The sequence below is a fragment of the Mucilaginibacter sp. genome, assembly GCF_028288185.1.
GTDB lineage: Bacteria > Bacteroidota > Bacteroidia > Sphingobacteriales > Sphingobacteriaceae > Mucilaginibacter.
In genome coordinates, this window is sequence record NZ_JAQBOF010000036.1 from 104,184 (window position 1) to 130,249 (window position 26,066).

Sequence of the window (26,066 nt, forward strand, 5' to 3'; positions counted from 1 at the left end):
ATGATAAAATCAGTTCTGTCAAAAAATAAAAAAATAGCCATACTCTTCTCTGTTATACTAACCTCGGTGGCTAGTTTATGCTTCATCGCCGGTATGAACGACCAGGATTGGCTAACCTGGGGAAACAAATGCCTTGCCCAATCTTTCGACCCATCAGCAGACGTTAAAATAAAAAAATGGGAACTGGTATTAACTGACGATTCTTTTATTCGCCTGCGTAAAATATACCAAAACGGCAAACAGGAGTACTTTTCTTTTTATCTTCAGAAATTAGAAGATATGGATTACATAGGAAACGTAAACGTAGGTATCCTGCAACTTAGAGCCAAAGCAGATGACATCATCGTACAAACTTATAATGACCGTCAGGGGAATGTTGACTCGATGGCGAACGTGTTGACCATCCCCGTAAAAAATATGGAACCCGAGCGGTTGGATAGCTTGCGTGCTGCTTTGAATTATTTTAAAGCGAAGAATTTATAAACCGTTTGCCCTAACGGTAATCTCTGCAATATCCAAAACAAGAACTTCCTGCTCCTTGTCGTGATTTTTAACACCATCGCTTAGCATAGTCATGCAGAACGGGCAAGCAGCGGCAACTACTTGCGCGTTAATAGCTATAACTTCGTCAATGCGCTCCATATTAATGTCTTTGATGCCTTTCTCTGGCTCTTTAAACATTTGCGCGCCACCGGCACCACAGCATAGGCCATTGCTTTTGCAGCGTTTCATTTCAACCAGTTCGGTATCCAGTATCTCTAAAACTTTGCGTGGGGCTTCGTAAACGTTATTTCCGCGGCCCAAATAGCAAGGGTCGTGGTAAGTAATACGTTTGCCTTTAAAACTCTCGCCGCCTTCGGCCTTTAGTTTGCCGTCATCTATTAATTGTTGTATCAGTTGCGAGTGATGGATCACTTCGTAATTACCACCCAGGGCCGGATATTCGTTCTTAATCGTGTTAAAACAATGCGGGCAGCCGGTCACTATCTTTTTGATATTGTAACCATTTAATACCTCAATATTGGTCATGGCCTGCATCTGGAACAAAAACTCGTTACCCGCACGTTTAGCCGGGTCGCCGGTGCAGCTTTCTTCGGTACCTAATACAGCGTAGCTGATGCCTACATGCTCCAGTATCTTGCAGATGTCGCGTGTTATTTTTTGCGCACGCTCATCAAAACTACCGGCACAACCAACCCAGAACAGTATTTCGGGCTCTTTGCCTTCGGTAGTTAGCTGGGCCATGGTGGGTACTTTTAATTCCATAGGTTAAATAATATCGTTATTAAGTAACTCGGTAACTTCCGTTATAAACTCGTCAATGCTGCTATAATTCGAAAATGTAATAGCCGATTGGATCTCATTTAATTGGGTCAAAATATCCAGCGCTACACTTAGCGCACCGGCTTCCCAGCCCATTAAATTGGCATCCCAGTTAACACCAATCATAATCTCGTTTTCGGCCAGGTCGAGGCACCAGCTTTCCAGGAACTCGGTCAGTGGGATTTCAGTAGGCGTGTATCCTCGCCAGTCGCCTTTAGCGCAGATCTTGGCTAGCGATCTTTCACTCCAAAGTGGCACTAAATCTACATCCTCGCTTTCGGCCGAGTGCGAACTGGCCCATCCCCTTTTTTCATATAAACCCCATACCAATTTTGAGGCGGCAGTTTTTTCAATGAATGATCTATAAGCCTGATCTGTTATTTCTTTATCTTCTGACATATTCTTTCTACTGTAATTATTGGCCGTTGTTATCCGCCCAATTAAATCTATCTGCATTGCTGTATTTCCAGGGCGCGCCATTATTTTCAACGTTACCAAACATATTATTTAAGCTTACCGGTGCTTGTGATTCTTCCATTACTACGTAGCGGCGCATCTCGGTTATTATTTCCAGCGGATTAATATTTATCGGGCAGGCCTCAACGCAGGCATTGCAGGTGGTGCAGGCCCAAAGTTCTTCGCGGGTTATGTAATCGTCTAACAGGGTCTTGCCGTCCTGGTGGTCTTTACCATGCTTATCAAGGTTATTACCAACTTCGGTTATGCGGTCGCGGGTGTCCATCATAATTTTGCGGGGTGATAATAACTTACCCGTAATGTTAGCGGGGCAAACTGATGTACAGCGGCCACATTCGGTACAGGTATATGCTTCCATCAGATTTTTCCAGGTGAGGTCGGTCACATCCTTAGCGCCAAAACGGGCTACCTCGCCATTGCTTTCGGGAATAAATGACGGATCAAGCATCGCCTTAACTTCGTTAGTTACTGAGGCCATATTGGTAAACTCGCCCTTAGGCTCTAAATTAGAATACCACGTATTTGGGAAAGCCAGCAGGATATGAAAATGTTTAGAGTAGGGCAGGTAATTTAAAAAAGCTAATATGCCTATGATATGAAACCACCAGCACACTCTTTCTGTAATTGCCAATGTGCTTGGGTGTGACGATAGGATAGGACCCAATAAACTACTCACCGGGAAACTGCCCGCTTTTATATAATGGCCAAAATGTAATGCCTGTAATTTATAGTCGGCGGCGTTCATGGTTAAAAAGGCGGTCATCAGGCATATCTCTATTATCAGGATATAGTTAGCATCGCTTTTTGGCCATTGCGTCATCTCTGTGCCGCTAAAACGCTTCAGGCGTACAATGTTTCGGCGAGCCAGGAAAACTACGCAGGCCACCAATACTAATATGGCTAATACCTCAAACCCACCAATCAATAGCCCATATAAGTCGCCCAAAGGTTTTGAAAATATACGGTGCGAGCCAAACAGGCCGTCTATCATTATCTCCAGTACTTCCAGATTGATAATAATAAAACCAATGTATATAAAGAAGTGCATTATAGCAGCAACCGGGCGTTTAGTCATCTTGGTTTGGCCAAGGGCAACTTTTGTCATTACCAACCAGCGCTCGGCCGGGCGGTCAGACCTGTTAACATCACGACCCAATAAAATATTGCGCCGTATTTTACCCGCGTTTTTGCTGAAAAGGTAAATCGCTGTAATTAATATTAAGCCGAATATAATTTGTGCAATCATTATGCGTGCATAGTAATTTACTCAAAGATAGTTTTATCAATTAACTATCAAAATACCATGAAGCATTTACGGGCTTAAATGTTTTTTTTCGATTATAAATATTTGATTTACTGGACAGTTAATTATAAACACTTAAATTAAGTGATATAATTTCAAAAAAAACTACCGATAAATAAAAAAAAGGCTACATTTGCAATCCTTAAACGGTCGGTATCATAGCTCAGTCGGTAGAGCAAAGGACTGAAAATCCTTGTGTCGCTGGTTCGATCCCAGCTGATACCACAACAATCGAAAGCCTCTTAGAGAAATCTGAGAGGCTTTTTTTGTGTGGGTATATGGCGCGGTAAAACCGATCATAAGCTGAACTGACCACCGGATAGTGTTTATTACAACGAAAAATAAAATAATGTAGCTTTAAATCAATTATGTCACACCCAAAAGTGGCACTGTCTCAAAATGGTTACATTATAAATAAAAGAAGAAAACGACAGTATATTAGCAATCTTTTAAAAGTAATAACCATATGAGCAGGGTAAATTTCAGAATTGCAAAAACAGTTTCAAAATTGGCTAACATTGCTATAATGGCAATTATAGCAATGTTTATTACAAACATTGCTAATGCTCAAGTAGGGGCGAATAGACAGCAAGCAAACCAACGAAGCATAAAAACTGTTTATCCTACAAAAGATTGGGTTATATCTGACTTTGTGGTGACCGATCCGAGATTTGGTGCGAAAGCCGAGCCAGGATTTGACAACAGATCGGCTTTCCAGGCTGCTATTGATGCCGCATATAAAAACGGCGGTGGTGTAGTGTATATACCGGCGGGCAATTATGAGTTCCGCAGTACGCAAACTGCCACCAGGAACGTTAGAGTGCGTCAGGGCACTGAGCAAATAACTAAAGACTTTAATTACCAATATGTTCTGAATATCCCAACGAGTGTGCAGCTTCGCGGCGACTGGGCGGATCCTGAATTAAACAAAGGGAAAGTTCTGGGAACCATTCTTGAAGTGCGCGTTGGCAAAAACGCGCCCAATTATAATGGAACTGTTGAAAGTTGGTGGAACGACACGCAGGCTAACAATGCACTCCGCACAACTTATACCAGCATAGCCGACAGATTTATAGATATGAATTCGGGAACCGGCGTGACGAACGTGTCAATTTGGTATCCTGAACAGGATATCAACGACATAAAACCATACCCATGGACATTATTTCAGCCAGGCGGCGACTGTGTGACGATTGAACACGTAACTCTTGTAAACGCTTACAACGGTTTCTATTCTGCTCCCAGCGAACTTCATTATGTTTTAAATAGCTACATGACCGCCCTTAGTACAGGGATCGAAGTCCATGTATGCACCGACATCGGACGTATCGAGAATGTCAAAATAGACCCTAAATACTGGGCCAATTCAGGTCTTCCAGGTTCACCCTCCCTTGCGAAGGTTGCCGGGTACACGAAAGCTAACAGTACAGGATTCAATATGCACCGTTCAGATTGGGAATATGTGTCTGATTTGTATGTGTCCGATTATAAGACAGGTATGTGGGTCGGCAGAGAACCCGGTTTCTCCGATAGCCCCAATGCGCAGTTTTACGAAACTCATATCAAAAATTGCGGAACCGGTTTATATGTTCAGGCCGTCAACCCATACGGTTTGCTTATATCCAATTCTACATTTGGAGCTGAAAAAGATGGTAAGGCCGTGTATTTCTATAACGATTTCAAAACTTCTGTCCAATTCAACGGTGTAGATTTCACCGGACCTATTGTCAGCGATGGCAGCGACGGAGTTATATCCTTTGAAAGCTGTACGTTTAGCGACTACAACGAATACGCGCTTAAAATAAATAATGGTAATGTACTGCTCACCCAGTGCGATTTTAAAAAACCTGCCGGTCATGTGTTTCTGGGTTCAGACGTGAATATGCTCAAATCGGTCAACTCCGGCTATAACGGCAAATTAGAAATCAAAAATGACAGTAAATCCGCCAAAGTTGAGATCAATAATAGCAAGGAATATTTGTTTGATCCGATTCCTAAAAATGTAGTAACGGACATTAAAGTACACCCCAAGCCTGCGTCAAACAAAGTGTTAAAAGCCGATCTGCCGAGAGCAACAGGCTTTAACAACGAACAACCGGCAGAAGATGTATCGGCTCAATTGCAAACGGCGCTTAACGCAGTTGAGGCTGCCGGCGGCGGCACACTGTATCTGCCGGCTGGAAGATATTTGGTGAACAATCCTATCAAAGTTCCTTCGGGAGTTGAATTGCGAGGAACATGGGATGTACAGCATCATACCCAAAGTGGTGGTGTTGGTATATTTACAACTTATACCGGCGGTGCTGCCGGAGAAAAAGGCCCTTCTCTTATACAGCTCGGGGCAGATGCGGGTATCAGAGGATTAACTATTGCGCAGCTTAATTTAGCAACTGACGGTTTTAGCACTGAGAATCCCAGAAAGACCCCGTTCCTGATACAGGGACAAGGCCCAAATGTATATATTGTTAATGTGACTGCGGTCGGCGATAAGGGAATAGACCTCGCTTCATACAACACCAGCAGGCACTATGTTGATTATTTTGCCGGCGTATTCGCAAGAGCAGGCATTTGGGTAGGCGGAGGTGCTGAAGGTGGATTTATTCGGAATATGCAGCTAAATCCGCATTACGGATCACGACTTCCACAAGGGGGGCAGGGGTATCCGAGAGTAGCTTTGACACGTTTCATACAATCAAATTGCAGCGCGCTTAAATTCGCCGATATTAAAAGCCAGACGATTTTCAACAATTTTGTTTTTGGGTCATTCTACGGTATACATTTCCTGAAAGATGCAATAACCGGTAAGAATCCTGGAAAAATGACGGTTATAGGTCACGGTTCAGACGGATGCTCGTATTCTTTATTTGTAGAAGACGCCGACAAAAACACCAAATTAATCGCGATCAACTCCGAATTGGTTAATACACGAACAGCAGAGCCTGTCAGGTCATATGTTTTGATGGGAAGCGAAGCAAATACCAATAAAGTTCACCCTGATGCTCAACTCATCCTGTACAACAGTGCATTTTGGGGTAGTCCTACCGTAGGGGCTATCATAAATAGCGGTACAATGCGTTTTCAACAAGCAAACTTCCAACGGTCCGGTGCTCCCGGCATAGATAACAGAGGCGGAAAAGCGCATGTGTACTCTTCTTACTTCGCACAAAGAATGCCAGGGGAGGCTACCGTGGATAACGTGTATGCGAAGCTACATGCGACCGGCGTATCAACAGAGCTAACCAATAACTATTATATCTCTGGGTTTAGGGAAAATAATGCGAAACCGGGCAAGATCTATGGATCTGATATTGTTCCCGATAAGAAGTGAAATTTTTGATGTAACGCAAAAATGGTTCGATAAACACAAACTCTTGACCACAAAAACGAAAGCCACTTAGAGAAATCTGAGCGGCTTTTTTGTACTTTCATAGCTGGTAGAAACAGCTTAAACGCTTCGTAAAGCGTTTCTTTCTTTTATTGTTTGCCCAATTTTATATAAAGGCTGTTAAACAAAATGACTTGTCACAAGTCTATATATTAAAACTAAATTAAACTATGTTAAAAATTGTTAAATCATGGCTTTTTTCATAGTAACTACAGAATGTTACGTTACAATTGTTGTTATAACATCCAAAGTGATAAAATTATGGATAGGAAAGGATTTTTAGCAGCAATAGGGATGAGCGCAGCAACATTAACAGTGATTAGTTGTGCAGGGTGCGCAAAGAGTTCATCATCAGGTGGAGCAACAACTGGCCCAACCGGGGTCGACTTCACGTTAGATCTTTCATTAGCAGGCAATGCAACATTGTTAAATAATGGCGGTTATCTTGCATCAAATAATGTTTTGGTTGCCCGCACAACTGCAGGTACATATATAGCCGTTCAACAATCATGTACGCATGAAAATTATCCTTTGGTTTACCAGGGAAATTCTCGACATTTTTATTGTAATAATCATGGATCGGCATTTACTGAAGCAGGGGCAGTTATAAACTCGCCGGCTAACCGAAACCTTACTGTTTACAATACCTCAATAAGTGGTTCTGCTTTAAGAATTTACTCATAAAATTATTATCATGAAAATATTATTTGTTTCTTTTATTATAAGCCTTATGTTAAATGTTACCTGGTTGGGTGACTTTAGCCAGGCCATCCGCGAAGCACAAAAATCACATAAACTTATTTTAATAAATTTTTCAGGTTCTGATTGGTGCGGGCCATGCATACGGGAGCGTAAAGAAATTTTAGAAAAGGATGCATTTGAGAACTATGCTTCAGATCATTTGATATTGGTGCGTGCTGATTTTCCAAGACAGAAAAAGAATCAATTGTCTAAAGAGCAAACCCAATTAAATGAATTGTTAGCTGATAAGTATAATCCCGATGGGAAATTCCCTTACACTATTTTAGTGGATGAGCATGGTAAAGTATTAAAAGACTGGGACGGTTTTCCTAATGAGTCTCCTGAAAAATTCATTGAACAAATAAGGGGATTTGTCGGTTCTTCTAAATAAAACGATATGAAAAAGATACCTCGAATAAAATTATTAGCGTTAAGTATATGCGCTGCATGTGGCTTGGCATCGTGCTCAAGTGTTAAAGCCTATCAAAAAAATCGTTTAAATGATTCGGAGATGGATTTAACGGCGCGCAAATCACAAAAGTTCGAACAAAGTTTCCAATTATATCGTGAAGGCGGTTCTGGTGCAAATGGTGGAAAAAGCGGCGGTGGCTGCGGATGTAACTAGAAACGTATAACATGAGGAAGATATATTTATGTGTTGCCGCTTTATATTTAGGGATAGTTGCTTCGCATGCGCAAACCAAACAGCAAACCGTAAAAGACAGCGCCTACCAAGCCCGCAAACTTAAGATTGATGAAATTAATCTAGTTTCTGCCTACTATCATCAGGATGGCAATAACTCGGCAGTTACCGGTGGTATCGGCACAGAAAACTTAACTGATTTTGCCAATACACTTGATCTACAGCTTTCAAAATATGGCATCAATGGCTATAAGCATACTTTTTCGTTTGAATTAGGCATTGATCATTATAGCTCAGCATCATCTGATAAAATTGACCCGTTTAGCGTTTCATCAGCGTCAAGACAGGATACCCGTGTTTACCCTTCTTTAAACTGGACAGTATCAAACGATAAAACCAGTAACGCATTCGGTATAACAGGTTCTTATTCTCATGAGTTCGATTATCAGTCGTTTGGTGGCGGTATTAATTTAACCCGCCTTTCCAAAAATAAAAATACCCAGTTTGATTTTAAGGCTTCTGCTTTTTTAGATACCTGGAAAGTGATCCTTCCGGTCGAATTACGACCGGCGGGCTATGGGTCCGGATCTAATAAGGATGGCAGAGGCGGCGGATCGGTGGATAATAAACCACGAAATTCCTTTAGTACATCATTTTCACTATCGCAGGTAATTACTCAACGTCTGCAAATGGCTTTGATTGTTGAACCATCCTACCAAAAAGGCTTGTTGGCTACCGAATATCAACGAGTTTATTTCAATAGTAATTTTGCCACAGGCGTAGGGCCAACCAATAGTGTTTTTAATGAGCGGATAGAAAGTTTACCAGGCAGTCGATACAAATTACCCATAGCAGTTAGATTGAATTATTTTCTTGACGATCATTTTATTATCCGGGCCTTTTATCGTTATTATACCGATAACTGGGGCATCAGGGCTAATACAGCCGAGTTAGAAATACCGGTAAAACTGACCTCGTTTGTATCGATAAGCCCTTATTACCGTTACAACAATCAACAAGGCACACGGTACTTTGCGCCGTATGGCCAGCATAGCCCAACCGAAACTTATTACACCAGCGATTACGATCTATCTACATTAACCAGCAATTTTGTTGGCGCTAACATAAGGCTTTCTCCTCCTAACGGAGTATTAGGCTGGCAGCACTTTAATTCGTTAGAGATAAGAGCCGGGCATTATATGCGGTCAACGGGTTTAAACTCAAATATTTTAACATTGGCCATGAAGTTTAAATAAGCTTTATAATAGCCACAATTGAATTTGCTAAAGTGATTGCAGGGCTTTTCCCTCAAAGCGATGCAATAACTGCTTAATAGTCTGTTAATTACAATTACTTTTGCATGTTAGTTAAAAAAAAGGGTAAGGAGCCGGCTATTAAGTATTGTCTGATCTGTAAGTATTAGATAACAGTAGTACAAGTATATTTTTTAATAGACAATGAAAGAGCCCCAAATTTTTAAAAGAAGCACCAAGCTAATGGGCAACCGTTTTGAACTTAGCGTAGTTGCCGGGGATGAAAAATGGGCAAATGAAAAAATTGACGCCGGTATTGATGAGATAAAGCGCATTGAGAAATTACTTACCACTTTTAGCGATGATAGCGAAACCAACCAAATAAACCATAATGCGGGTATTGCACCGGTTGTGGTAAGCAGGGAAACCTTTGATCTGATAAAACGCTCCATCCGGATATCTGAAGTAACCCAGGGTGCATTTGATATTACTTACGGGTCTGTTGATAAAAAACTGTGGAACTTTGATCAGAACATGACCTCGCTGCCTGATAAAGATACCGCCAAGCAAATGGTTAGGCTTATCAACTTTAAAAATATTGTACTTGATGACAAAAAATGCACCGTTTTTTTACGTGAAACAGGGATGCGCATAGGGTTTGGTGGGATAGGTAAAGGTTATGCCGCCGAGCGCGCAAAACAAATTATGAAACAAGAGGGTGTAACCAGTGGGGTGGTCAATGCATCAGGCGATTTAAATGCCTGGGGCTTGCAACCCAACGGCAAAAAATGGACCATAGGTATTGCGAACCCTGATTCTACCCATGAAATTTTTTCGTACATGGACATTACAGACCTGGCTGTAGCCACATCCGGTAATTATGAAAAATTTATTATGGTTGATGGCAAGAAATATTCGCATACCATTAACCCGCTAACCGGCTTACCGGTTATAGGTATTAAAAGTGTAACCATCATAACAACCAATGCCGAGATTGCTGATGCAATGGCAACACCGGTAATGATCATGGGTATTAAAACAGGGCTGCACATGATTAATCAAATGAAACATATTGAGGCTATAATTATTGACGACAATAACCGCTTATATACTTCAAAAAACATAAATATTAAACAATAATCCCCCTAATTTAAATAATCAATCAAATTGTAAAACTCTCTGTATGCCTTATGGTAATGATGAGTTTTTGATGTAACTTTCCTTTACCTGCTAGTGCTGCGGCTTTCAGTCATAATAGTTATTTAACGGGATAATTGTTTATTTACGTGTAAAATGAGGGCCATGTACCGAATGTATCTGATAAGTTATATTCAACAGACTAAGAATCGTTTAATGTAGCTAAATTAGTCATTCCGAATTCCTGTTTAAACACCTTATAAATAGTATATATGAGAAGAAAACTGATCTTAATTTGTATAATAGCATTGCTGCTTTCATCATTTAAAACGCAACCACAAATTACCTGGGTTGCGCTAGGCGACTCTATTACTTATTTAAATGACCACCTGGCCGAAACCGGCAACCGTGATACCAAAGGTTACATGACCCGCGTTACAGAAAAATTACCGAACATCACCTACGTTAACCAGGGCCATAACGGGTGGACCGCCGTAGGCATTGCTAAAAGCATCGAAAAACTGGGCCTCACCAAAGCCGATGTTTATACCGTTTTTCTAGGTACCAATGATTGGTGGGGAGGCGTGCATTTGGGTACGCTTAAAGACTATACCGATAATACCGGCACCGGTACTACCAATGGCGCTTTCCGGATTATAGTTGATAAGCTACGCAGTTTAAACAGCAATGCTAAGATCATACTTATAGCCCCTATGCAACGCAGTGATTTTGTGTACATAGCCGATAAAAAAAATAATGCTTACGGATCATACAAAGACAAGAACGGACAATCGCTGGCGCAATTTGTTGACGCGGTTAATGCCATTGGCAAGCTGGAACATTTTGAGGTGGTTGACCTGTACAACAAAAGAGGAATGACAGTTAAAAAACTGGTAAAGTTTAAACGTCTGAAAGACCCGACAACTGGCGATTATAAAGATTACAAGTATCCCGATTATACAGCCATCCCGTTTAACCCGGCTACGGACGAATATCCTTATCCGCCCGAAGCTGTTAATTTAACTTATGATGGCCTGCACCCGTCTGACAAAGGTTACCAGGTTATTGCTGATATGCTGGTAAAGGTGTTTAAAAAGACCGTTGAGTAAAACCCTACGGGAATGAATACCACGCTCGAATCCTACTACTTATCCAAGCCCGAGCCTTACCAAAGCTGCCTGCTGGCTTTAAAGGACTTTATTTTGCAGGCTAACCCCGGTATTTGCCATGAGCGTAAGTTCCAGATACCTTTTTTTACGTATAAAGGGAAAAAGCTGGGCTATTTATGGCTCGACAAAAAGAAACTTAAACTGGGTTTTTGCTGGGATAAAAGTTTACAGGAGCCGACCAACGGTGCAAAGCCAAAAGACCAATACGAATCTATGCTGATAGACCCCAATGCCGACCTGCCGGTTGATATCATCCTGGAGAAGTTGAATTACTATGTTGATTTAATTGATGATGCAACTTGATCTTGTACTTACTACCCCCCTAACTGGTTTTTATTGATCAATGGACTTTGACTGGCGTTTACCTGGTAGGTGGTTATTTTATTGGCCGTGTCAACTTCTACAATGCGGTAGCCTTTATACTCGGTGCCCCAGCTGCCGCCGAAGTGCGAGTCGAACAGGTGTGGTAGTTTGCCGGTATAGCGTATGCCATCTAAATTATGGTCATGTCCGTGGAAAGCCGCTTTAACATTAGGGTAGCTATGCAGCATGTCGATGATCTCGGGGCAATTGGTAAACGTTCCTTTTTCTTCGGGGAACCATTGGTAGGGTGCTATATGCAGAATAACGAAAACTATCTTTTTGTCTTTGCACTGCTCCAGCGCTTTTTTCATGAAAGCGGGGTTGGGGCAGGTATAGCCGCCTTTGGTATCGGCGGTATTGGCAAATACAAAGGCTATGTCGCCTTTATCGACCACGTAATTATCCTCATAGCCGAATACGTTTTTCCATACAGCGGCATCTGCAAAATCATGGTTACCGGGGATGGTGTAATAAGGCACGGGCAGTTTATCCAGATAGGTTTCTTTTACTTTAGGCAGCAGGTCGGGGCGGTTATGTACCAGGTCGCCGTTGATGATAATCATATCTAGGTGGTTATCCTGGTGGTCCTTATTAAGCCATTTGATCAGGTCGCCATAAAATTTATCGCCATCAGTACCCGGCTGCGCGTAATGCCCGTCAGACGCAATGGCAAACCTAAACTTAGATTTAGCCGGCGCGTAATGCTCGCCCGCGAATACGTTAATAGCCGGCAACAGGCTTATGCCCGCCGCGCCAATTATGCCCGATGTAATGAAATTCCGCCTGCTGCTCATATTGCTTTAAAGGTTATTGATATGGATGTAGTAAAGCTACAAAAATGTTTGTTTGGTTTTAAGTTGATGTTAACAGCTTGTTATGATATTGATTGCGGCAGCAAGCTTGTTTCATAAAAGTGAAACAAACTGAAACAACGAGGTAAACCTAATTAGGTACAAGTAGCTTTTTATTCGCTTGCTCTCCCGATATATTTGCGCCAGCTTGAGGGCTATTTCCGGTTAGACAAACTTTAAATTAAGACCGGTGTACCGGCTTTAGCCGGTAGTAAAAATTACTGTTTTCCGGGCATTATACATTTTGCCGGTAGTAATTTGGGGTGTTTTTCGGGCATTGCCGGTAATACCGGTAGTAAAAATCACTGTTTTTCGAGTATTAGGGGTTATGCCGGTAGTGATTTTTTTAACTAATGTACTGAATTGCAGTTGATTGTAAAAAATAGCTATTTAAAAAGTATATAAATCGACATTGACAATTTTGTTCTTTACGACTTTTTGAAGATGCCTTACTATCTTAACAAAGATACGAAAAATCGGCCGTGTTTTTCATCGATTCTGCGCCTGGTTGGTGTTATTACGATGGGCTATAAAGTACACAGCCGGCAAGTGTATTATCACTACCGGCTGTGTGCTTGTGTTACACGCTATTAGCCATTTTAAAGTTCAGTATAAACGTAAGTGAATTTAAGGTTTCCGTCCCCAGTCCCCCCGGTAGGGTAGCCGTCGCTATCATAACTATAGGTAGTGTTAGTGATGCCGTTTACTCCCCGATCTGTGCTGATAAGATTGTTTTGTGAAAAATATTCAGGCTGGTGTATTTGAAAAGCGATGCTTTTTAAAGCCGGCGGCAGGTTGGCAAATTTACTTTTTTTATTATCATAACTGTAGGTTATAGCATATCCTTCACCTTGTTGTTTGACAACGTTATTATCATAATAAAAATAGGTAACATGGATATCCTGATGTATTTCTGTCAGTTTATCACCATTGTTAACAAAACCGTATGCAGTTCCATTAACAAAGCTGTTATTTTTATAATCTTTATATGACATTGTTTGTAATTTCCCGTCTGCATAAGCCAACTTATAAACATTCCTCACTCCATTCGGATATGATTCTTCAATAGAAAAACGTTATCGCCGTTATAGGTATAAGTAATTGTTGTACCCCCCCCCGTTTTTATCGTCGTCAGTCTTTTCTGGTCATCGTAAGTATAATCTGTAAAAGTAGTAGTGGTACCATTTGTAGCGATTACCTGGGTTAAATACTTTAATTTTTTAGCCGGTGCTTCAACGGTGCCGTTTTTTTTGCAGGCATTTAATAGTACTACAAGTACTATTAATAGTGCTAAATGGAGTTTTGTTTTCATAACGAAATGGGTTATAATGGTGTTACAAGTTAGGTTTTTTTGAAAACGTAAATTTTGATAATTAACCGCTTGTTTGTTAAGCAAATAAATGTTGCTTTGTTGTTAAATATTTTTCAGCTTAAAAAACAATAATTTGTAATTGCCAACGGGGAGTACTTTAGGATCTTTCGATTTTTTTACCGGTGCATCATTAAGCATTACAAAGTAATCTTTATATTTCCCTATTACGTAGGCCTGCGGAAATGGTGTCTTTCTGGTTTTAGACAACAGCTCTGAAAACTGCAGTACCTTTTTGCTTTCCTTATTATAAAATACATTGCGGGGGCTTGTTTTGGTTTGAAAATTAAACCTGAAGGAAACCCATTGGTCATTTATAAACAAAGAATTATTGCTGTATATAACGTTGGCATTTGCCAGTTTTCTGAAAAAATTATAGGGATCTTTCGTAGGTTCTGCATTTTTTATATCCGAATCCAACCGGTATTGGGCAGGATAATCAAGTAAATAGGCCGGTTTTGCGCCGCTGCCTGTTATGTGGTAAATTTTATCGGCCAGCATCGGGAAGAAAAACACGGAGTCTTTATAAACGTCTAACTGGTGGAGCTGAACAAAGTTGAGTTTTTGGGTGGATGGAATCACAGACAGCGCTTCCGCATTATACCTTAAAACATTTTCATCTTTTTTATATATGCCAACTCCTTTTTTATCTTGATTACTGTTTAGCAATTTAGTTACATAAATATCCTTTGCTTTCACAAAATCATATCCCCAGGCCCTGGCGTCTGCCAGTTTCAAGGTGTCTTTTATGGCTCCATCAGGCGTAAATCTAAAAACACGGTCGGCAGTTCTGTCTAATATTTCAATTAATTTCTCGTCCTCATCATAAAACGCGTCACTGATATAGGTAAATCTGCCGTCACTCATCTTTTTTTTATCGACAGACGAATTGATGGTATTGATTAGTTGTCCTTTTTTGTTAAAGATAAAAACAATACCCTGCATGCGGTCGGCAAGTATTATAGCATTGTCCAGGAAAAAGAAATTTGTTGCCCCGCTAAAATTAAAGTAATGCGAGGCAGATAAAGTTACGACACTCATGGTGTCGGCAATATCCTCGATATATTTTTTGGACGTATCAAATAAATTTATTTTTATTTTTTGCGCATAAGGGTTATCCTGGTCGGTTTGGTTGGTTTTTGCCGGGCGGCTGCAGGCAGTAAAAAACAATGCTATTACAATTATGGCGTATTTCATACAGATATAGGTTATTATATTTAAGACAAAAAGGTTAAAAAAGTTAATTCGCCATCAAACCTGATGGCGAATTACATTGGCCACTAATTTTAATAAGCGACAACAGGGTGGTTCGGAGCTGTTACATAATATCCCTGATAATTCCAATTTGGATCTGTAGCAGTTTCATTAGGCCCGCACTCTGATGTAGCAGTGTTATTTCTTACGAAATACCAAATATGATTATAAGGCGCAGTTTCATTGGCGTAAAAATCATAAGCTTCATTTCCACTGCCATAACTGGTATCCAGGTAAAACCAATCGCCGGGATACCAGCCGGTATCCGGCGAACTACCACAGTACACTGTTCCGTACATATCAGTCCATGCGGCTTTGGCAGCATTTGGGTTGTCTTTTACGCTGAAAAATAAAGAGTATTGTAAGTTACATAACAAGGCTACTACTAAAGCAGCAATGCCTATTCTTTTAGCTAATTTGTTCATAATCTTATTTTTAAAGTTTATAATATTTACGTTTGTTTTATACTTGTTTTCTTCTAATGTTGTGTGCTCCCCCCTTTCGGGGTTACCAATGTTGCAGTTTAAAACCCACGGCAAATACATTGTGCCGGGCACACGCACTTATATTGATGATTATATCAGTTTGTGTCATTTTTTTTCAGCTTTTTGAAGTGCTTGCCTTTGTTTGATAGACTCAAACAATTCTTTTTTAAGCGTATAGTCATCATGCCATACCCTGGCGTGTTCTGTAGTATAAAAGCCCAGGTAACCTATATAAATTGAGAACACCAGTATGGAGACATTTTTGTATTTTACTGATCTTATTGCGCGGTCCAGGTAGTAGGATATTAAAAAGAAAATACCTATAGATGCAATATAAGCGTATCTGTCGGCCACTATTGCCATCCTGGAAATAGGGATGATATGCAGCACAACCGCCAAATGAATGATAAAAAATGCAAGCCCAAATAAAATCCAGCGGTTTTTCCAATAATCGCGCAACGTAACAAATACGATCAATAAAATAAAAGGATAGATCCAGAACCTGGCGGGTACTGGCGAGCCAACCGGATTAGGGAAATTGTACATAAAACTTAGCTTAATAGGTATTAAGCATTTGGTAAAATACTCAACAAGCGAATAGCTGCCGAAAATTACATTTTGATAAAACGGGTAATGCTTATCGTGCGTTAATAAGCCCAGTCCGCTTGATTTTTGAGACAATAAGGTTACATACCCAAAAACCAGGCTCAGTATAAAGAAAGGCGCTTTTTCAATCCATGGTGCTTTGGTTTTAAGGTTTCTTTTTAACAGGTAATCTATCAGTAATAAACACTCGGGTAAGGTAACAGCCTGTTCTTTACTCCCAAACGAGAGGAGAAACAGCACAAAAATTAAAACCAGGTGCCAAACTTTTCTGCTTTTTAAATAACTGAGGTAAACATTCAATGCCAGTAAATAAAAAAAACTGTAAAGTAATATTTTAGAAGCCGCCATCCAGGCCACCGGCTCAACCAGGAACGGATGAATTGCCATTATAAATGCGGTACAAAAAGAAATGGTAGATATTGACGGGGGCGCAAAGCTCTTGCTTTGCGTTAAAAGATTTTTGATGAAAAAATAGACAAGTACAACATTTAATATGTGCATGATTACACTATAGGTGTGAAACCATACGGGATTATAACTATTGCCGGCCGCAGCATAAATAAGTGTAAACGACAGTTGATTTATGGGTGAGTATTGCCCATGAAAAAAATCGGTGAATATGGCGTACAAGTTATTGGCTGTTAAGCCGTTTTCGGTATAAAAATTAGTAATTACCCATTGGTCGTCCCATTTTAATTGAAACTGGTGTGAGAATACGGAGTGATAAACCAGTAATACTGATATGGTTAGACATAGGATTATAAGCGGAGTTTTATTGCGACTAACAATAGTTAAGCCTCCGAATTTCTTTTTAATTTGAATAAACGTTTGGTCTATAATATTCATAATGCATAAGTATGTTACACCAAAGCGAAGGGGAGCGCAATAGCGTATGATTAAAGCAAACTGTATTTTAGGGGAAGCAGTAAATTATAGTGCCGGTAATGATACAAAGTGTATGATAGCTATATACGCTTTGTATTATACTTGTCTATTTAAATGACTGAAATATTTAGTTATATCGGTTTATGAAATTTAAAAATTGGTGATTATAGCTTCAACGGATTCCGTTAAAACTACGCTTGTTAATTTAACTAATGAGCAAACATAAGCTGAATAATATTTAGGTTTTATCTGTAACGTCATGTAGGTAAGGTTTTTATGTTTAGTTATGCTAAGTTAACTATTTCTTTTTAAGAAAAGCAAATAATATTTTAACTTTTTCGATTTATCGCTTCTGACGCGAATTTGCAGCGATGGAAAAGAACACTGAGTACAAACATTAGCCAGCCATTAATATTTGACAAAATATTTTGACGGGAAGCATTTATCTATATATTTGTTCAACAGTGTTGAATAGATATAAACTTTGTTTTGCACTGAGCCATTATTCTACTCGAAACCAAAACTATACTCATCACCTACAATGAAAGTAAAAATAACCTTGTTATTCGCTTTGCTATCGGTAATTACTGTTAGCCGTTCAATAGCCCAAACAGCTGATAAGCCTTTATACCTTGATTATACAAAACCCGTTGAAGAGCGGGTGAAGGACCTAATATCGCGCATGACGCTGGAAGAAAAGGCAGAATACCTAAACCACGTTGGGCCGGATATTCCCAAATTTGGTATCAAGTCTGATAAATGGAACCAAAGCCTGCACGGCGTGGTGTGGACACGCCCAACTACTATGTTCCCGGTGTCCATTGCTATGGCCGCTACGTGGGACACCAAACTGGTGCATACCGAAGCTACCGCCATATCAGACGAAGCGCGTGCCATCTACAACGGCTGGCATAACGACCCAAATTTCCAGGGCGAGAAAAAAGGGTTGATCTACCGGTCGCCGGTTATCAATATAAGCCGTAACCCATACTGGGGCCGCATTAACGAGTGCTTTGGCGAAGATCCGTTTTTAACCGGCCGCATTGGTGTGGCGCATGTTACCGGTTTGCAGGGTAATGACCCGAAGTATTTAAAATTGGTATCCACCCTAAAACATTACGCGGTTAATAATGTGGAGCAAAATCGTACCGCGCGGTCTGCAACGGTTAGCGAGCGTATGCTGCATGAGTTTTGGCTGCCGCATTTTAAAGATTGTATTGTAGAGGGTGGCGCGCAATCTATCATGGCATCATATAATGCTATAAACGGCGTACCCAACAATATTAATCATATGATGCTTACCGATATTTTAAAGAACCGCTGGGGCTTTAAAGGTTTCGTGGTGTCTGATCTGGGCGGTGTCAACACCATGGTTAACGGCCACGAAAAAGGAAAAATGAGCTATGAGGAAGCCGTGGCACAATCTATCAATGCCGGTTGCGATTTTTCTGATAAAGAGTTTATGCAATACATCCCTATCGCGGTAAATAAAGGTTTGTTGACTATGGCTAAGCTGGACGAATCTGTATCGCGCGTTATGCGCGACCGCTTTTTGTTGGGTGAGTTTGATCCGCAGGACCGGGTGCCTTACAGCAAAATACCTATGAGCGTAATTGGCAATGCAGAGCATGTAAGCCTGGCACTAAAAGCCGCGCAGGAAGCCATGGTGCTGTTAACCAACAAAAACCATATACTGCCTTTAGATAAAAATAAAATTAAAACCATAGCCGTAATTGGCCCCCATGCTAATATGTTTACGGCAGGCGGTTATAGCGGTAAACCTATTGACGCGGTTAACCCGATGCAGGGTATTAAAAACCGCATGGCAACAGGTACCGAAATTATCTACGCAGCCGGGTCAGAAATAACCCATCGCCGGAACGCGCCGGAGTTTAATAAAGACGAAGAATTACAAAAAGCGGTTGATGCCGCCAAAAAAGCTGACGTAGCCATTTTATACATAGGTACCACGCTGGATATTGAAGCAGAGGGCCGTGACCGTACCTCTTTAGAATTACCTGGCAATCAGGAAGAATTGGTTAAAGCGGTTTTAGCTGTTAACCCGCGCACCATTGTTGTGTTGATGAATGCCGGCCCGCTGACTATCCCTTATATTAAAGACAATGCTCCTGCTATTTTAGAAGCCTGGTGGCCGGGCGAGCAAGGCGGCAACGCCATTGCCGATGCGCTTTTTGGTAACATCAATCCTGGTGGTAAAATGCCTTTAACCGTATATGCATCGGCAGAGCAGGTGCCATCGCAGGATGAGTATGACGTTACTAAAGGTTTTACTTATATGTATGTTAATGGCAAACCGTTGTTTCCGTTTGGGCATGGGTTAAGCTACACTACGTTTAATTACAGCAATCTGAAATTATCGGCCAAACAAATAAAAGACAGCGGTGCAATTACGGTATCTGTTGATGTAAAAAATAGCGGTAAAGTAACAGGCGATGAAGTGGTACAATTGTACATACATGATGTATCGCCAAGCTTAAAACGCCCTAACGAGGAGCTGCGTGGTTTTGAGCGTATTACTTTGGCCCCCGGGCAAACTAAAACAGTTAAACTAACCATACCGGGCAGTAAGCTGGCTTTTTATGACGAAAAGATACATGATTTTAGAGTAGAGCCCGAAATGATTGACGTAATGGTTGGCAGCTCATCGGCTGATATCAGGTTAAAATCACAATTTAGGGTAACTAATTAATTTGTTTATGACGGATGATAATAATGTTATCTCGACCCTTTTGATGCAGGTGCATGATGAGAAGGAAAACCTTTTTAACATTGGCGACCGCATAAAAAGCTTGCGCATACATCAAAAGCGTACGCTACAGGAAATTGCGGATAGCAGCGATCTATCTAAAAGTATGATCTCTAAAATAGAGAACAATCACACTGTACCGTCAATAGCCACATTGGTTAAAATTGCCAAAAGTTTGGGCACTAACATTTCTAATCTGTTAGAGCAGGATGGTTGGGCCAGGACAGTTTATACAACCCAGGCAGAGGCCTTACATAATCTGACGCTTACAGAGAAAGGATATGCTGTTTTCCCCTATGCTGCCAGTTTTCATGAAAAAAAGATGCAGCCATTTTTGTTTAGTGCTAAAAAAGGAGAGGTGGTGCCGCACCGCCTCTCGCACGAGGGCGAAGAATATGTTTTTATTATAGAAGGCGAAATGAAAATGAGTGTTGGCGAGATAGAATACATTTTAAAAAAAGGCGATAGCTTATATTTTAGCTCACTGCAAAAACATGGTATTATGCCCGTTAGCGATACCGTGGTTTATTTGGATGTTTTTGTGTAAGTAATTATAGGAGAATGAAATTTATGGCGATTTTAATCGCCCTCTTTTTTCATGCCTTTTAGCAAAGCATAAATCGCCATGGCGTGCCCGTGGCCCAGCTCAAAATCTTCTTTCAGCCATTTTATAATATCGCCGGCTTTTACAGAGGCTTTTAACTCGCCATTTTCTGTAAAGCCTTTTTGATTGGCCAACTGTCTGAAGTCATCAGGAGTTTTACCCGTTTTTGCTTGTATGTTATCTAAATAAGCTTGAAATGACATAATAGGTTGTTTTAAATATCCATATAAATATAAAGAGGAAACATAACATTATCTCATTACCATTGTAGTAATATCATTTATCTTTATAAATAAATCAATCCTAATATGGTAACTAAATATTTATATCTCTATATTATTGTTGGATCTATATTGTTGATCCTGGGCGTGTATAGGTTAATTGCAGATATGCAATTTTCTTATAGGGTTGCCGGCTCTCTATTACCATCGTTTGCCATGTTTTATTTAGCTTATAAGGTCTATAAATCAAAAAATGATGATGAGCTGATGTGAAATAATTGGTATTATGTATTGCATAGTACTATATTAATTATATATTTGTGCTGAACTTAATAATAGCGCAATGAAAAATTTGAAAATTACAGTAGCAGCATTGGGCCTGATTATACTATCATCGGCTTGCCGGATGAATAGCAGGCACGTAATTATTAGCGATGGCGATAACCATAACAGTACCAGAATAGAATACTCGGGCCGCGCTTTTTTTAATGGCGATAGTACAGCTATAACACACATAACCCCAAACGGTTATGTTAAGTATAAAAGAGATGGACAGGAGCTAATTGCCAAAGGTGATAATCACGGCGGAATAGTTTATCGCATAAACAACAGCGATGAGCAGACACATCTAAACGCAGGCGATAAAACATTTTTAGCACAAGCCGTTAAAGACATGATAAAACACGGACATAATAACGATTAATACGATAAAATAGCGCCAGGTTGGTCCATGAAAAAAGCACCCCGATTAGTCGGGATGCTTACGATTAAATTTTATAGTGATTTTTTAGATAACTTTTACATTTACCGCACTAGGGCCTTTTTTACCGTCTTCAATATCAAATGATACTTTATCGTTTTCACGAATTTCGTCGATCAGGCCGGTTGAGTGTACAAAAACATCGCTTCTGTCATTACTCTGTGAAATGAATCCAAAACCTTTTTCGGTATTGAAAAACTTTACTGTTCCTTCTTTTTGCATTATATTATTTTTGAATAAGCTCGCAAGGTAGTCATATATAGTGGCATATCTGGTTCTTTGGTCCACATTAAAACTTTTTATATTTTAAAAAGTAACTCATTTTCAATAAATTATATCTACATTTAAGCAATTCCCATACAAACCCTTAGGCATTGCCCGTTTTCTTACCTGGTGATATTTAAGCTTTGCGCTAATAATATATCAGTATAAAAATCACAATTACTACCCATTAAATATTTGCCTGCTGCAACAGGGGTGTTCCTTGTCAGCATTAAAGCTACCATCATGAGTAAAGACAGAAAAACAGTTAAAGAGAAAAAGAAAGAGCCAAGCGCTAACGCAAACAAAAAAGTATCCAGTTATCAGTCAGACAAAGGTTCGATGTCGCAATCAGATTCTTCCATAGGTAAAAAATCAAAATAATAATGAAAGAACAATCTATAGAAAATCAAACCAAAATATACCTGTATGATTTAATGAATACAGCAAAAGAGCACGGTTTTAAAGGCGAGGATAGCTGGCAATTGAGCATGGTGACAGATATCGAAAGAATAAAAATTCAAAAAGATTATTATCCAACCATAGCAACCAAGGTTATCCCCGAGTTTTTATTGCAGGTATATAATCTAACTAAACAAAGGCTTAATCAATCTTTTACCAAGCCTGATGAAGGGGCAAATAACCGCAGCGTAGTAAACAGCGAGTTGAGCTATATAGTTGCTTTTAACCCTAAGCGCCCGCGTACTTAAATAATTTAAAACAAAATACCTTATTTGTGTATTGTGTATAAGTCTTTGTAATAAGCTTCACAATTAAGCATGAACCCTTTAAACGTTAACAAATATTTCTTATTATTTATACTTGCAATATGCCTGGCACCATTCCGTGTTAAGGCATATTCTGTTTTAACGCACGAGGCTATTATTGACGCAAGCTGGGAAAAATCCCTCAAACCATTATTAAAAAAGCGATTCCCGGGATCAACCGATGCTGAATTAATGACAGCCCACTCTTATGCCTACGGCGGTAGTTTAATGACTGATATTGGTTACTCGCCTTATGGCAGCATTTATTTTACGGATCTGATACATTATGTGCGCAGCGGCGATTTTGTAAATAACTTGATCTCCGAATCGCAAGACCTAAATGAATACGCCTATGCCTTAGGCGCATTGTGCCATTATATGGCAGATAGATACGGCCATTCAATTGGTACAAACCTGGTTGTGCCTATGGTTTATCCCGAACTAAAAGAGAAATATGGCAACGTAGTAACTTACGAAGAGAACCCGATAGCACATAGCCGTGTAGAAATAGCTTTTGATGTATTACAGGTAGCGCGAGGTAATTATGCATCACAAGCCTATCATGATTTTATTGGTTTTAACGTTGCTAAACCTGTTTTAGAAAAAGCTTTCCTGAAAACTTATGGGCAGGATATTAACACCATATTTAGCGATCTGGATAAATCCATTAGTAGTTTTAGATGGGCCATAAATAGTTTAATGCCTACTATAACCCGCAGCGCCTGGATAATTAAAAAGAGCGAAATAAAGAAAAACATGCCGGGAATAACCAGCCGGAAGTTCCGCTATCGTATGCATCGTAAAAAATATTACGAAGAGTTTGGACGCGATTTTGATAAACCCAAGTTCAAAGAGCGTGTTATAGCTTTCCTGCTAACTATGGCACCAAAAGTAGGTCCGTTAAGGGTCTTCAGGTTTAAAGAGGTTGGCCCAATGGGCGAAAAGCAGTTTATAAAAAGCTTTGATACCGTAATGAATAAATATGCAGGCGCTTTAGCCGAATTAAATTATCAGAAACCAACTTTAATAAATGTTAATTTTGATACCGGTAAAAAAACGGTTTATGGCGAATATGGACTTACCGATGAGGCTTATGACAAACTGGTAGATCTGTTAAACGAAAACAAATTTGCAAGTTTAACAGCATCACTTAAACGTAATATTATAGATTTTTACAGCAAAGCTGATACTGCCGCGATTGCAAAAAAAGATTCTGCCGATTGGAAAAAAACAAGCATTGCTTTACAGCAAATAAAGATTGCCAAAGTAGTACCCGCCAATAGCTTAAAAATAACCATGACGCCCAAAGAAAAGGAAGAGGCGAAACAAGCTGAGAAAAAAAAGGAAAATAAAAGTTTGTAATGGTTAGCGTTATTTAAGGTATTTTTTTACCATATCGGTAAGATCAGTCAGATCAAAAGGTTTTCTTAAATAATTATCGGCTAATCCGGCTTTGGCAATTTCTTTGATATTGCTTACGGCTGATATGATGATAACCGGAATATGGCTGGTGGCAGGGTTGCTTTTAAGTTCGCGGCTTAGCTGCTCGCCATTGGCATCACTTTTCCATTCGGTAAGCCAGTTATCCAGCAATATTATATCCGGCGCTATCTCATTAACTGATCTCAGAATTTTTGAGTCTTCCGAAGAGATAACCTCATAGTTTTCTTCTTCCAAAACATAAACAATAGATTCCCTAATGTCTTTGTCATCCTCAATTACTAGTATCTTTTTCGCCATAGCATTATAGGTAATAATTGCAATAACAACAATGCATGGCCATTTTGTTTTACTTGCAGTAAAAATTTAGCATAATTATGACTAATAAGACAGTAAATTGATGGGAAATAGGCTGTTAAAACGTCTTGCTGTTATAGCAAATGCGGCAGCGCGGCTCATAACTGTCCTTTTCGCCCAGTAACACCTTTTCTTTGTTGGGTACTAAACGGTAGGAGTAAAGCGCCGGATTACCGCACCTAAGGCATACCGCATGTACTTTAGTAACCGATTCGGCAATAGCCATCAAGGTTGGCATAGGGCCAAATGGACGACCCTTAAAATCCATATCCAGGCCGGCAATAATTACACGTATGCCTTTATTGGCTAAAGTGGTGCAAACATCGGGTAGTTTATTATCAAAAAATTGTGCTTCATCAATACCAATTACCTGCGCGTGGCCTGCTAATAATAATATTTCTGATGATTTACTAACAGGTGTAGATGCCGCCGCAGTAGCATTGTGTGATACTACATCGCTCTCGTCATAACGCACATCCAGCTTAGGTTTAAAAATTTTAACGCTTAGTTTTGCATAACGGGCCCGGTTTATCCGCCGTATCAATTCTTCGGTCTTACCCGAAAACATGGACCCGCAAATAACTTCAATCCCGCCACCGCTTTCATTTTTTCGCTTAAAAATATCTTCGGTGAGCTGCATAGTAAACTTTAGTAAGGGTCTAATATCAGAATTTAATGCTTAATTTTGGTAAGCATTTTTTCTAAAGTATTGTAATGAAGCAACTGGAAGTATTTAATAAGATAGGTGGCATAATAAAAGAGCTTAATGACCAATATAAATACATTGAAGCTAACCCCGAAAATTTAAATGACCTGGAGTTGGAACTGTTTGTTGCCAACGCCCATTTTTTGGCAGATCATGCAGAAATACTAAGTAAACTAAACCTGCGAAGCAAAGCCTTAAAAGCCGTTGAACCCCAGAAGGTAATTGATATCGACAAGATAATTGAGCAGAAGAGGCCTACAGTTAACGAAAAGTTTTTTGAACCGGTAGTGCAGCAACCCAAACGCGACCCTACACGCGTTGAGCTTGCAAATACTACCCCAAAAGCTGATGAACCGGTGGCAAATATTGATCTTTCGACAGATACACCAAAAGACTCCTATTCATTTATAATGGAGCAACCCGAAGTTATAAGGCATGAATTGGTTGTTGACGATGATATAGACGAAAATCTTGAGGAAGAAGTAATTGAACCAGTAATAGAAGAGCCGGAGGAAGAAGAAACTTCGGAAGAATTTGTAGCTGTTGAAGAGCCAAAAGCACGTGTTAAGGAAGTTGAAAAATCCATCGCTAAAAAAGAACCTGTTAAAGACAAAGAAGAGGTTATTACCATTAATCAAAAAATATCAGCACAATTAAGCGCTAAGAATAATGTAACAGAGCAGGCAATTGCGCAGCCGGTAACCAACCTTAAACAGGCTATTACTTTAAACGATAAATTGCTGTACATAAAAGACCTTTTTAACGGTTATAACCTTGCCTATAGCGAAGCTATTGAAATATTGAACCGCTTTAACACGTTTGAAGAAGCTAACCGCTTTTTAAATAAGAACTATACTCTTAAAAACAATTGGGACAGCAAACCTGAAACATCTGATAAGTTTTTTGCACTGTTGAAGAGAAGGTATAGTTAGCCCCCTC

General features: G+C 39.9%; 30 protein-coding genes and 1 tRNA gene. 18 read left to right on the forward strand and 13 right to left on the reverse strand.

Annotated elements, in window-relative coordinates:
- Positions 1–483 (forward strand): hypothetical protein, encoded by a 483-nt coding sequence (locus tag JWQ34_RS16405; RefSeq protein ID WP_299359036.1) that lies wholly within the window; start codon positions 1–3, stop codon positions 481–483.
- On the opposite strand, the gene JWQ34_RS16410 is transcribed toward JWQ34_RS16405, so the two are convergent.
- The 3 genes from JWQ34_RS16410 to JWQ34_RS16420 are packed head-to-tail and all read right to left on the reverse strand — an operon-like array spanning position 478 to position 3,046.
- Entirely contained in the window at positions 478–1,266 is a 789-nt protein-coding gene (locus JWQ34_RS16410) for a (Fe-S)-binding protein (RefSeq protein WP_299359038.1), read from the reverse strand. The two genes, JWQ34_RS16405 and JWQ34_RS16410, sit on opposite strands and share 6 nt — an antisense overlap.
- A gap of 3 nt (positions 1,267–1,269) precedes the next feature.
- Complete coding sequence (locus JWQ34_RS16415; protein WP_299359040.1) at positions 1,270–1,779, reverse strand: DUF2750 domain-containing protein; 510 nt, start codon at positions 1,777–1,779, stop codon at positions 1,270–1,272.
- Positions 1,739–3,046 carry a (Fe-S)-binding protein gene (locus JWQ34_RS16420; RefSeq protein ID WP_299359042.1) on the reverse strand — a complete coding sequence of 436 codons (1,308 nt, stop codon included), beginning with the start codon at positions 3,044–3,046 and terminating at the stop codon, positions 1,739–1,741. The genes JWQ34_RS16415 and JWQ34_RS16420 overlap by 41 nt, the downstream gene beginning before the upstream one ends.
- A gap of 209 nt (positions 3,047–3,255) precedes the next feature.
- On the opposite strand from JWQ34_RS16420, the gene JWQ34_RS16425 reads away from it, so the two are divergent.
- The 9 genes from JWQ34_RS16425 to JWQ34_RS16465 all read left to right on the forward strand — a co-directional run bounded on the left by JWQ34_RS16425 (position 3,256) and on the right by JWQ34_RS16465 (position 11,734).
- Positions 3,256–3,328, forward strand: a tRNA-Phe gene (locus tag JWQ34_RS16425).
- Between the two features lie 301 nt (positions 3,329–3,629).
- Positions 3,630–6,431, forward strand: coding sequence for a glycosyl hydrolase family 28-related protein (locus tag JWQ34_RS16430; protein WP_299359044.1), 2,802 nt, complete (start codon positions 3,630–3,632; stop codon positions 6,429–6,431).
- A 318-nt stretch (positions 6,432–6,749) separates the two neighbouring features.
- Positions 6,750–7,172: a ubiquinol-cytochrome c reductase iron-sulfur subunit gene (locus tag JWQ34_RS16435; protein ID WP_299359046.1), complete on the forward strand. Its 423-nt coding sequence runs from the start codon at positions 6,750–6,752 to the stop codon at positions 7,170–7,172.
- 10 nt (positions 7,173–7,182) lie between these two features.
- Positions 7,183–7,620, forward strand: a complete 438-nt coding sequence (locus JWQ34_RS16440; protein ID WP_299359048.1) for a thioredoxin family protein — start codon at positions 7,183–7,185, stop codon at positions 7,618–7,620.
- A 6-nt stretch (positions 7,621–7,626) separates the two neighbouring features.
- A complete protein-coding gene (locus JWQ34_RS16445) occupies positions 7,627–7,854 on the forward strand; it encodes a DUF4266 domain-containing protein (RefSeq protein ID WP_299359050.1) in 228 nt (75 codons plus the stop codon).
- Between the two features lie 11 nt (positions 7,855–7,865).
- Complete coding sequence (locus JWQ34_RS16450) at positions 7,866–9,128, forward strand: DUF3570 domain-containing protein (RefSeq protein ID WP_299359052.1); 1,263 nt, start codon at positions 7,866–7,868, stop codon at positions 9,126–9,128.
- A 201-nt stretch (positions 9,129–9,329) separates the two neighbouring features.
- On the forward strand, positions 9,330–10,265 hold the full coding sequence (locus JWQ34_RS16455; protein WP_299359054.1) for an FAD:protein FMN transferase: 936 nt from the start codon (positions 9,330–9,332) through the stop codon (positions 10,263–10,265).
- 269 nt (positions 10,266–10,534) lie between these two features.
- Positions 10,535–11,371, forward strand: a complete 837-nt coding sequence (locus JWQ34_RS16460; RefSeq protein WP_299359056.1) for an SGNH/GDSL hydrolase family protein — start codon at positions 10,535–10,537, stop codon at positions 11,369–11,371.
- A 12-nt stretch (positions 11,372–11,383) separates the two neighbouring features.
- On the forward strand, positions 11,384–11,734 hold the full coding sequence (locus JWQ34_RS16465; protein ID WP_299359058.1) for a DUF1801 domain-containing protein: 351 nt from the start codon (positions 11,384–11,386) through the stop codon (positions 11,732–11,734).
- Between the two features lie 11 nt (positions 11,735–11,745).
- Here JWQ34_RS16465 and JWQ34_RS16470 read toward each other — a convergent pair whose 3' ends face one another.
- The 6 genes from JWQ34_RS16470 to JWQ34_RS16495 all read right to left on the reverse strand — a co-directional run bounded on the left by JWQ34_RS16470 (position 11,746) and on the right by JWQ34_RS16495 (position 17,205).
- A complete protein-coding gene (locus JWQ34_RS16470) occupies positions 11,746–12,588 on the reverse strand; it encodes a metallophosphoesterase (RefSeq protein WP_299359060.1) in 843 nt (280 codons plus the stop codon).
- 656 nt (positions 12,589–13,244) lie between these two features.
- Positions 13,245–13,640 carry a hypothetical protein gene (locus tag JWQ34_RS16475; RefSeq protein WP_299359062.1) on the reverse strand — a complete coding sequence of 132 codons (396 nt, stop codon included), beginning with the start codon at positions 13,638–13,640 and terminating at the stop codon, positions 13,245–13,247.
- 44 nt (positions 13,641–13,684) lie between these two features.
- Entirely contained in the window at positions 13,685–13,957 is a 273-nt protein-coding gene (locus JWQ34_RS16480; protein WP_299359064.1) for a hypothetical protein, read from the reverse strand.
- 102 nt (positions 13,958–14,059) lie between these two features.
- Positions 14,060–15,211 (reverse strand): 6-bladed beta-propeller, encoded by a 1,152-nt coding sequence (locus JWQ34_RS16485; RefSeq protein WP_299359066.1) that lies wholly within the window; start codon positions 15,209–15,211, stop codon positions 14,060–14,062.
- 89 nt (positions 15,212–15,300) lie between these two features.
- Positions 15,301–15,693, reverse strand: coding sequence for a hypothetical protein (locus JWQ34_RS16490; protein ID WP_299359068.1), 393 nt, complete (start codon positions 15,691–15,693; stop codon positions 15,301–15,303).
- Positions 15,694–15,858: 165 nt separating this feature from the next.
- Positions 15,859–17,205 (reverse strand): hypothetical protein, encoded by a 1,347-nt coding sequence (locus JWQ34_RS16495; RefSeq protein WP_299359070.1) that lies wholly within the window; start codon positions 17,203–17,205, stop codon positions 15,859–15,861.
- 580 nt (positions 17,206–17,785) lie between these two features.
- Here JWQ34_RS16495 and JWQ34_RS16500 point away from each other — a divergent pair.
- Both JWQ34_RS16500 and JWQ34_RS16505 read left to right on the forward strand, forming a co-directional pair.
- Complete coding sequence (locus JWQ34_RS16500) at positions 17,786–19,954, forward strand: glycoside hydrolase family 3 C-terminal domain-containing protein (RefSeq protein ID WP_299359072.1); 2,169 nt, start codon at positions 17,786–17,788, stop codon at positions 19,952–19,954.
- A gap of 7 nt (positions 19,955–19,961) precedes the next feature.
- A complete protein-coding gene (locus JWQ34_RS16505) occupies positions 19,962–20,558 on the forward strand; it encodes a helix-turn-helix domain-containing protein (protein ID WP_299359074.1) in 597 nt (198 codons plus the stop codon).
- A gap of 32 nt (positions 20,559–20,590) precedes the next feature.
- Here the strand turns inward: JWQ34_RS16505 and JWQ34_RS16510 are convergent, their stop codons facing one another.
- Positions 20,591–20,818, reverse strand: a complete 228-nt coding sequence (locus JWQ34_RS16510) for a DUF4287 domain-containing protein (protein ID WP_299359076.1) — start codon at positions 20,816–20,818, stop codon at positions 20,591–20,593.
- Between the two features lie 105 nt (positions 20,819–20,923).
- Here JWQ34_RS16510 and JWQ34_RS16515 point away from each other — a divergent pair, with 105 nt between their 5' ends.
- Together JWQ34_RS16515 and JWQ34_RS16520 are read left to right on the forward strand one after the other, a co-directional pair.
- The gene (locus JWQ34_RS16515) at positions 20,924–21,109 is read left to right on the forward strand and encodes a hypothetical protein (protein ID WP_299359078.1); all 186 of its coding nucleotides are present in this window, start codon (positions 20,924–20,926) and stop codon (positions 21,107–21,109) included.
- A 70-nt stretch (positions 21,110–21,179) separates the two neighbouring features.
- Positions 21,180–21,539 (forward strand): hypothetical protein, encoded by a 360-nt coding sequence (locus tag JWQ34_RS16520; protein ID WP_299359080.1) that lies wholly within the window; start codon positions 21,180–21,182, stop codon positions 21,537–21,539.
- Between the two features lie 84 nt (positions 21,540–21,623).
- On the opposite strand, the gene JWQ34_RS16525 is transcribed toward JWQ34_RS16520, so the two are convergent.
- Complete coding sequence (locus JWQ34_RS16525; protein ID WP_230545146.1) at positions 21,624–21,818, reverse strand: cold-shock protein; 195 nt, start codon at positions 21,816–21,818, stop codon at positions 21,624–21,626.
- A gap of 285 nt (positions 21,819–22,103) precedes the next feature.
- Between JWQ34_RS16525 and JWQ34_RS16530 the strand changes: the two genes are divergently transcribed.
- From JWQ34_RS16530 to JWQ34_RS16540, 3 genes are all read left to right on the forward strand, one after another.
- Positions 22,104–22,241: a hypothetical protein gene (locus JWQ34_RS16530; protein ID WP_299359085.1), complete on the forward strand. Its 138-nt coding sequence runs from the start codon at positions 22,104–22,106 to the stop codon at positions 22,239–22,241.
- Between the two features lie 2 nt (positions 22,242–22,243).
- Entirely contained in the window at positions 22,244–22,567 is a 324-nt protein-coding gene (locus JWQ34_RS16535; RefSeq protein WP_299359087.1) for a hypothetical protein, read from the forward strand.
- Between the two features lie 69 nt (positions 22,568–22,636).
- Positions 22,637–23,986, forward strand: coding sequence for a zinc dependent phospholipase C family protein (locus tag JWQ34_RS16540; RefSeq protein WP_299359089.1), 1,350 nt, complete (start codon positions 22,637–22,639; stop codon positions 23,984–23,986).
- Between the two features lie 9 nt (positions 23,987–23,995).
- Here the strand turns inward: JWQ34_RS16540 and JWQ34_RS16545 are convergent, their stop codons facing one another.
- Both JWQ34_RS16545 and JWQ34_RS16550 read right to left on the reverse strand, forming a co-directional pair.
- The gene (locus JWQ34_RS16545) at positions 23,996–24,364 is read right to left on the reverse strand and encodes a response regulator (RefSeq protein WP_299359091.1); all 369 of its coding nucleotides are present in this window, start codon (positions 24,362–24,364) and stop codon (positions 23,996–23,998) included.
- A gap of 115 nt (positions 24,365–24,479) precedes the next feature.
- Entirely contained in the window at positions 24,480–25,061 is a 582-nt protein-coding gene (locus JWQ34_RS16550; RefSeq protein ID WP_299359093.1) for a thymidine kinase, read from the reverse strand.
- Between the two features lie 74 nt (positions 25,062–25,135).
- On the opposite strand from JWQ34_RS16550, the gene JWQ34_RS16555 reads away from it, so the two are divergent.
- Positions 25,136–26,059, forward strand: coding sequence for a hypothetical protein (locus tag JWQ34_RS16555; RefSeq protein ID WP_299359095.1), 924 nt, complete (start codon positions 25,136–25,138; stop codon positions 26,057–26,059).
- Positions 26,060–26,066: the final 7 nt, after the last annotated feature.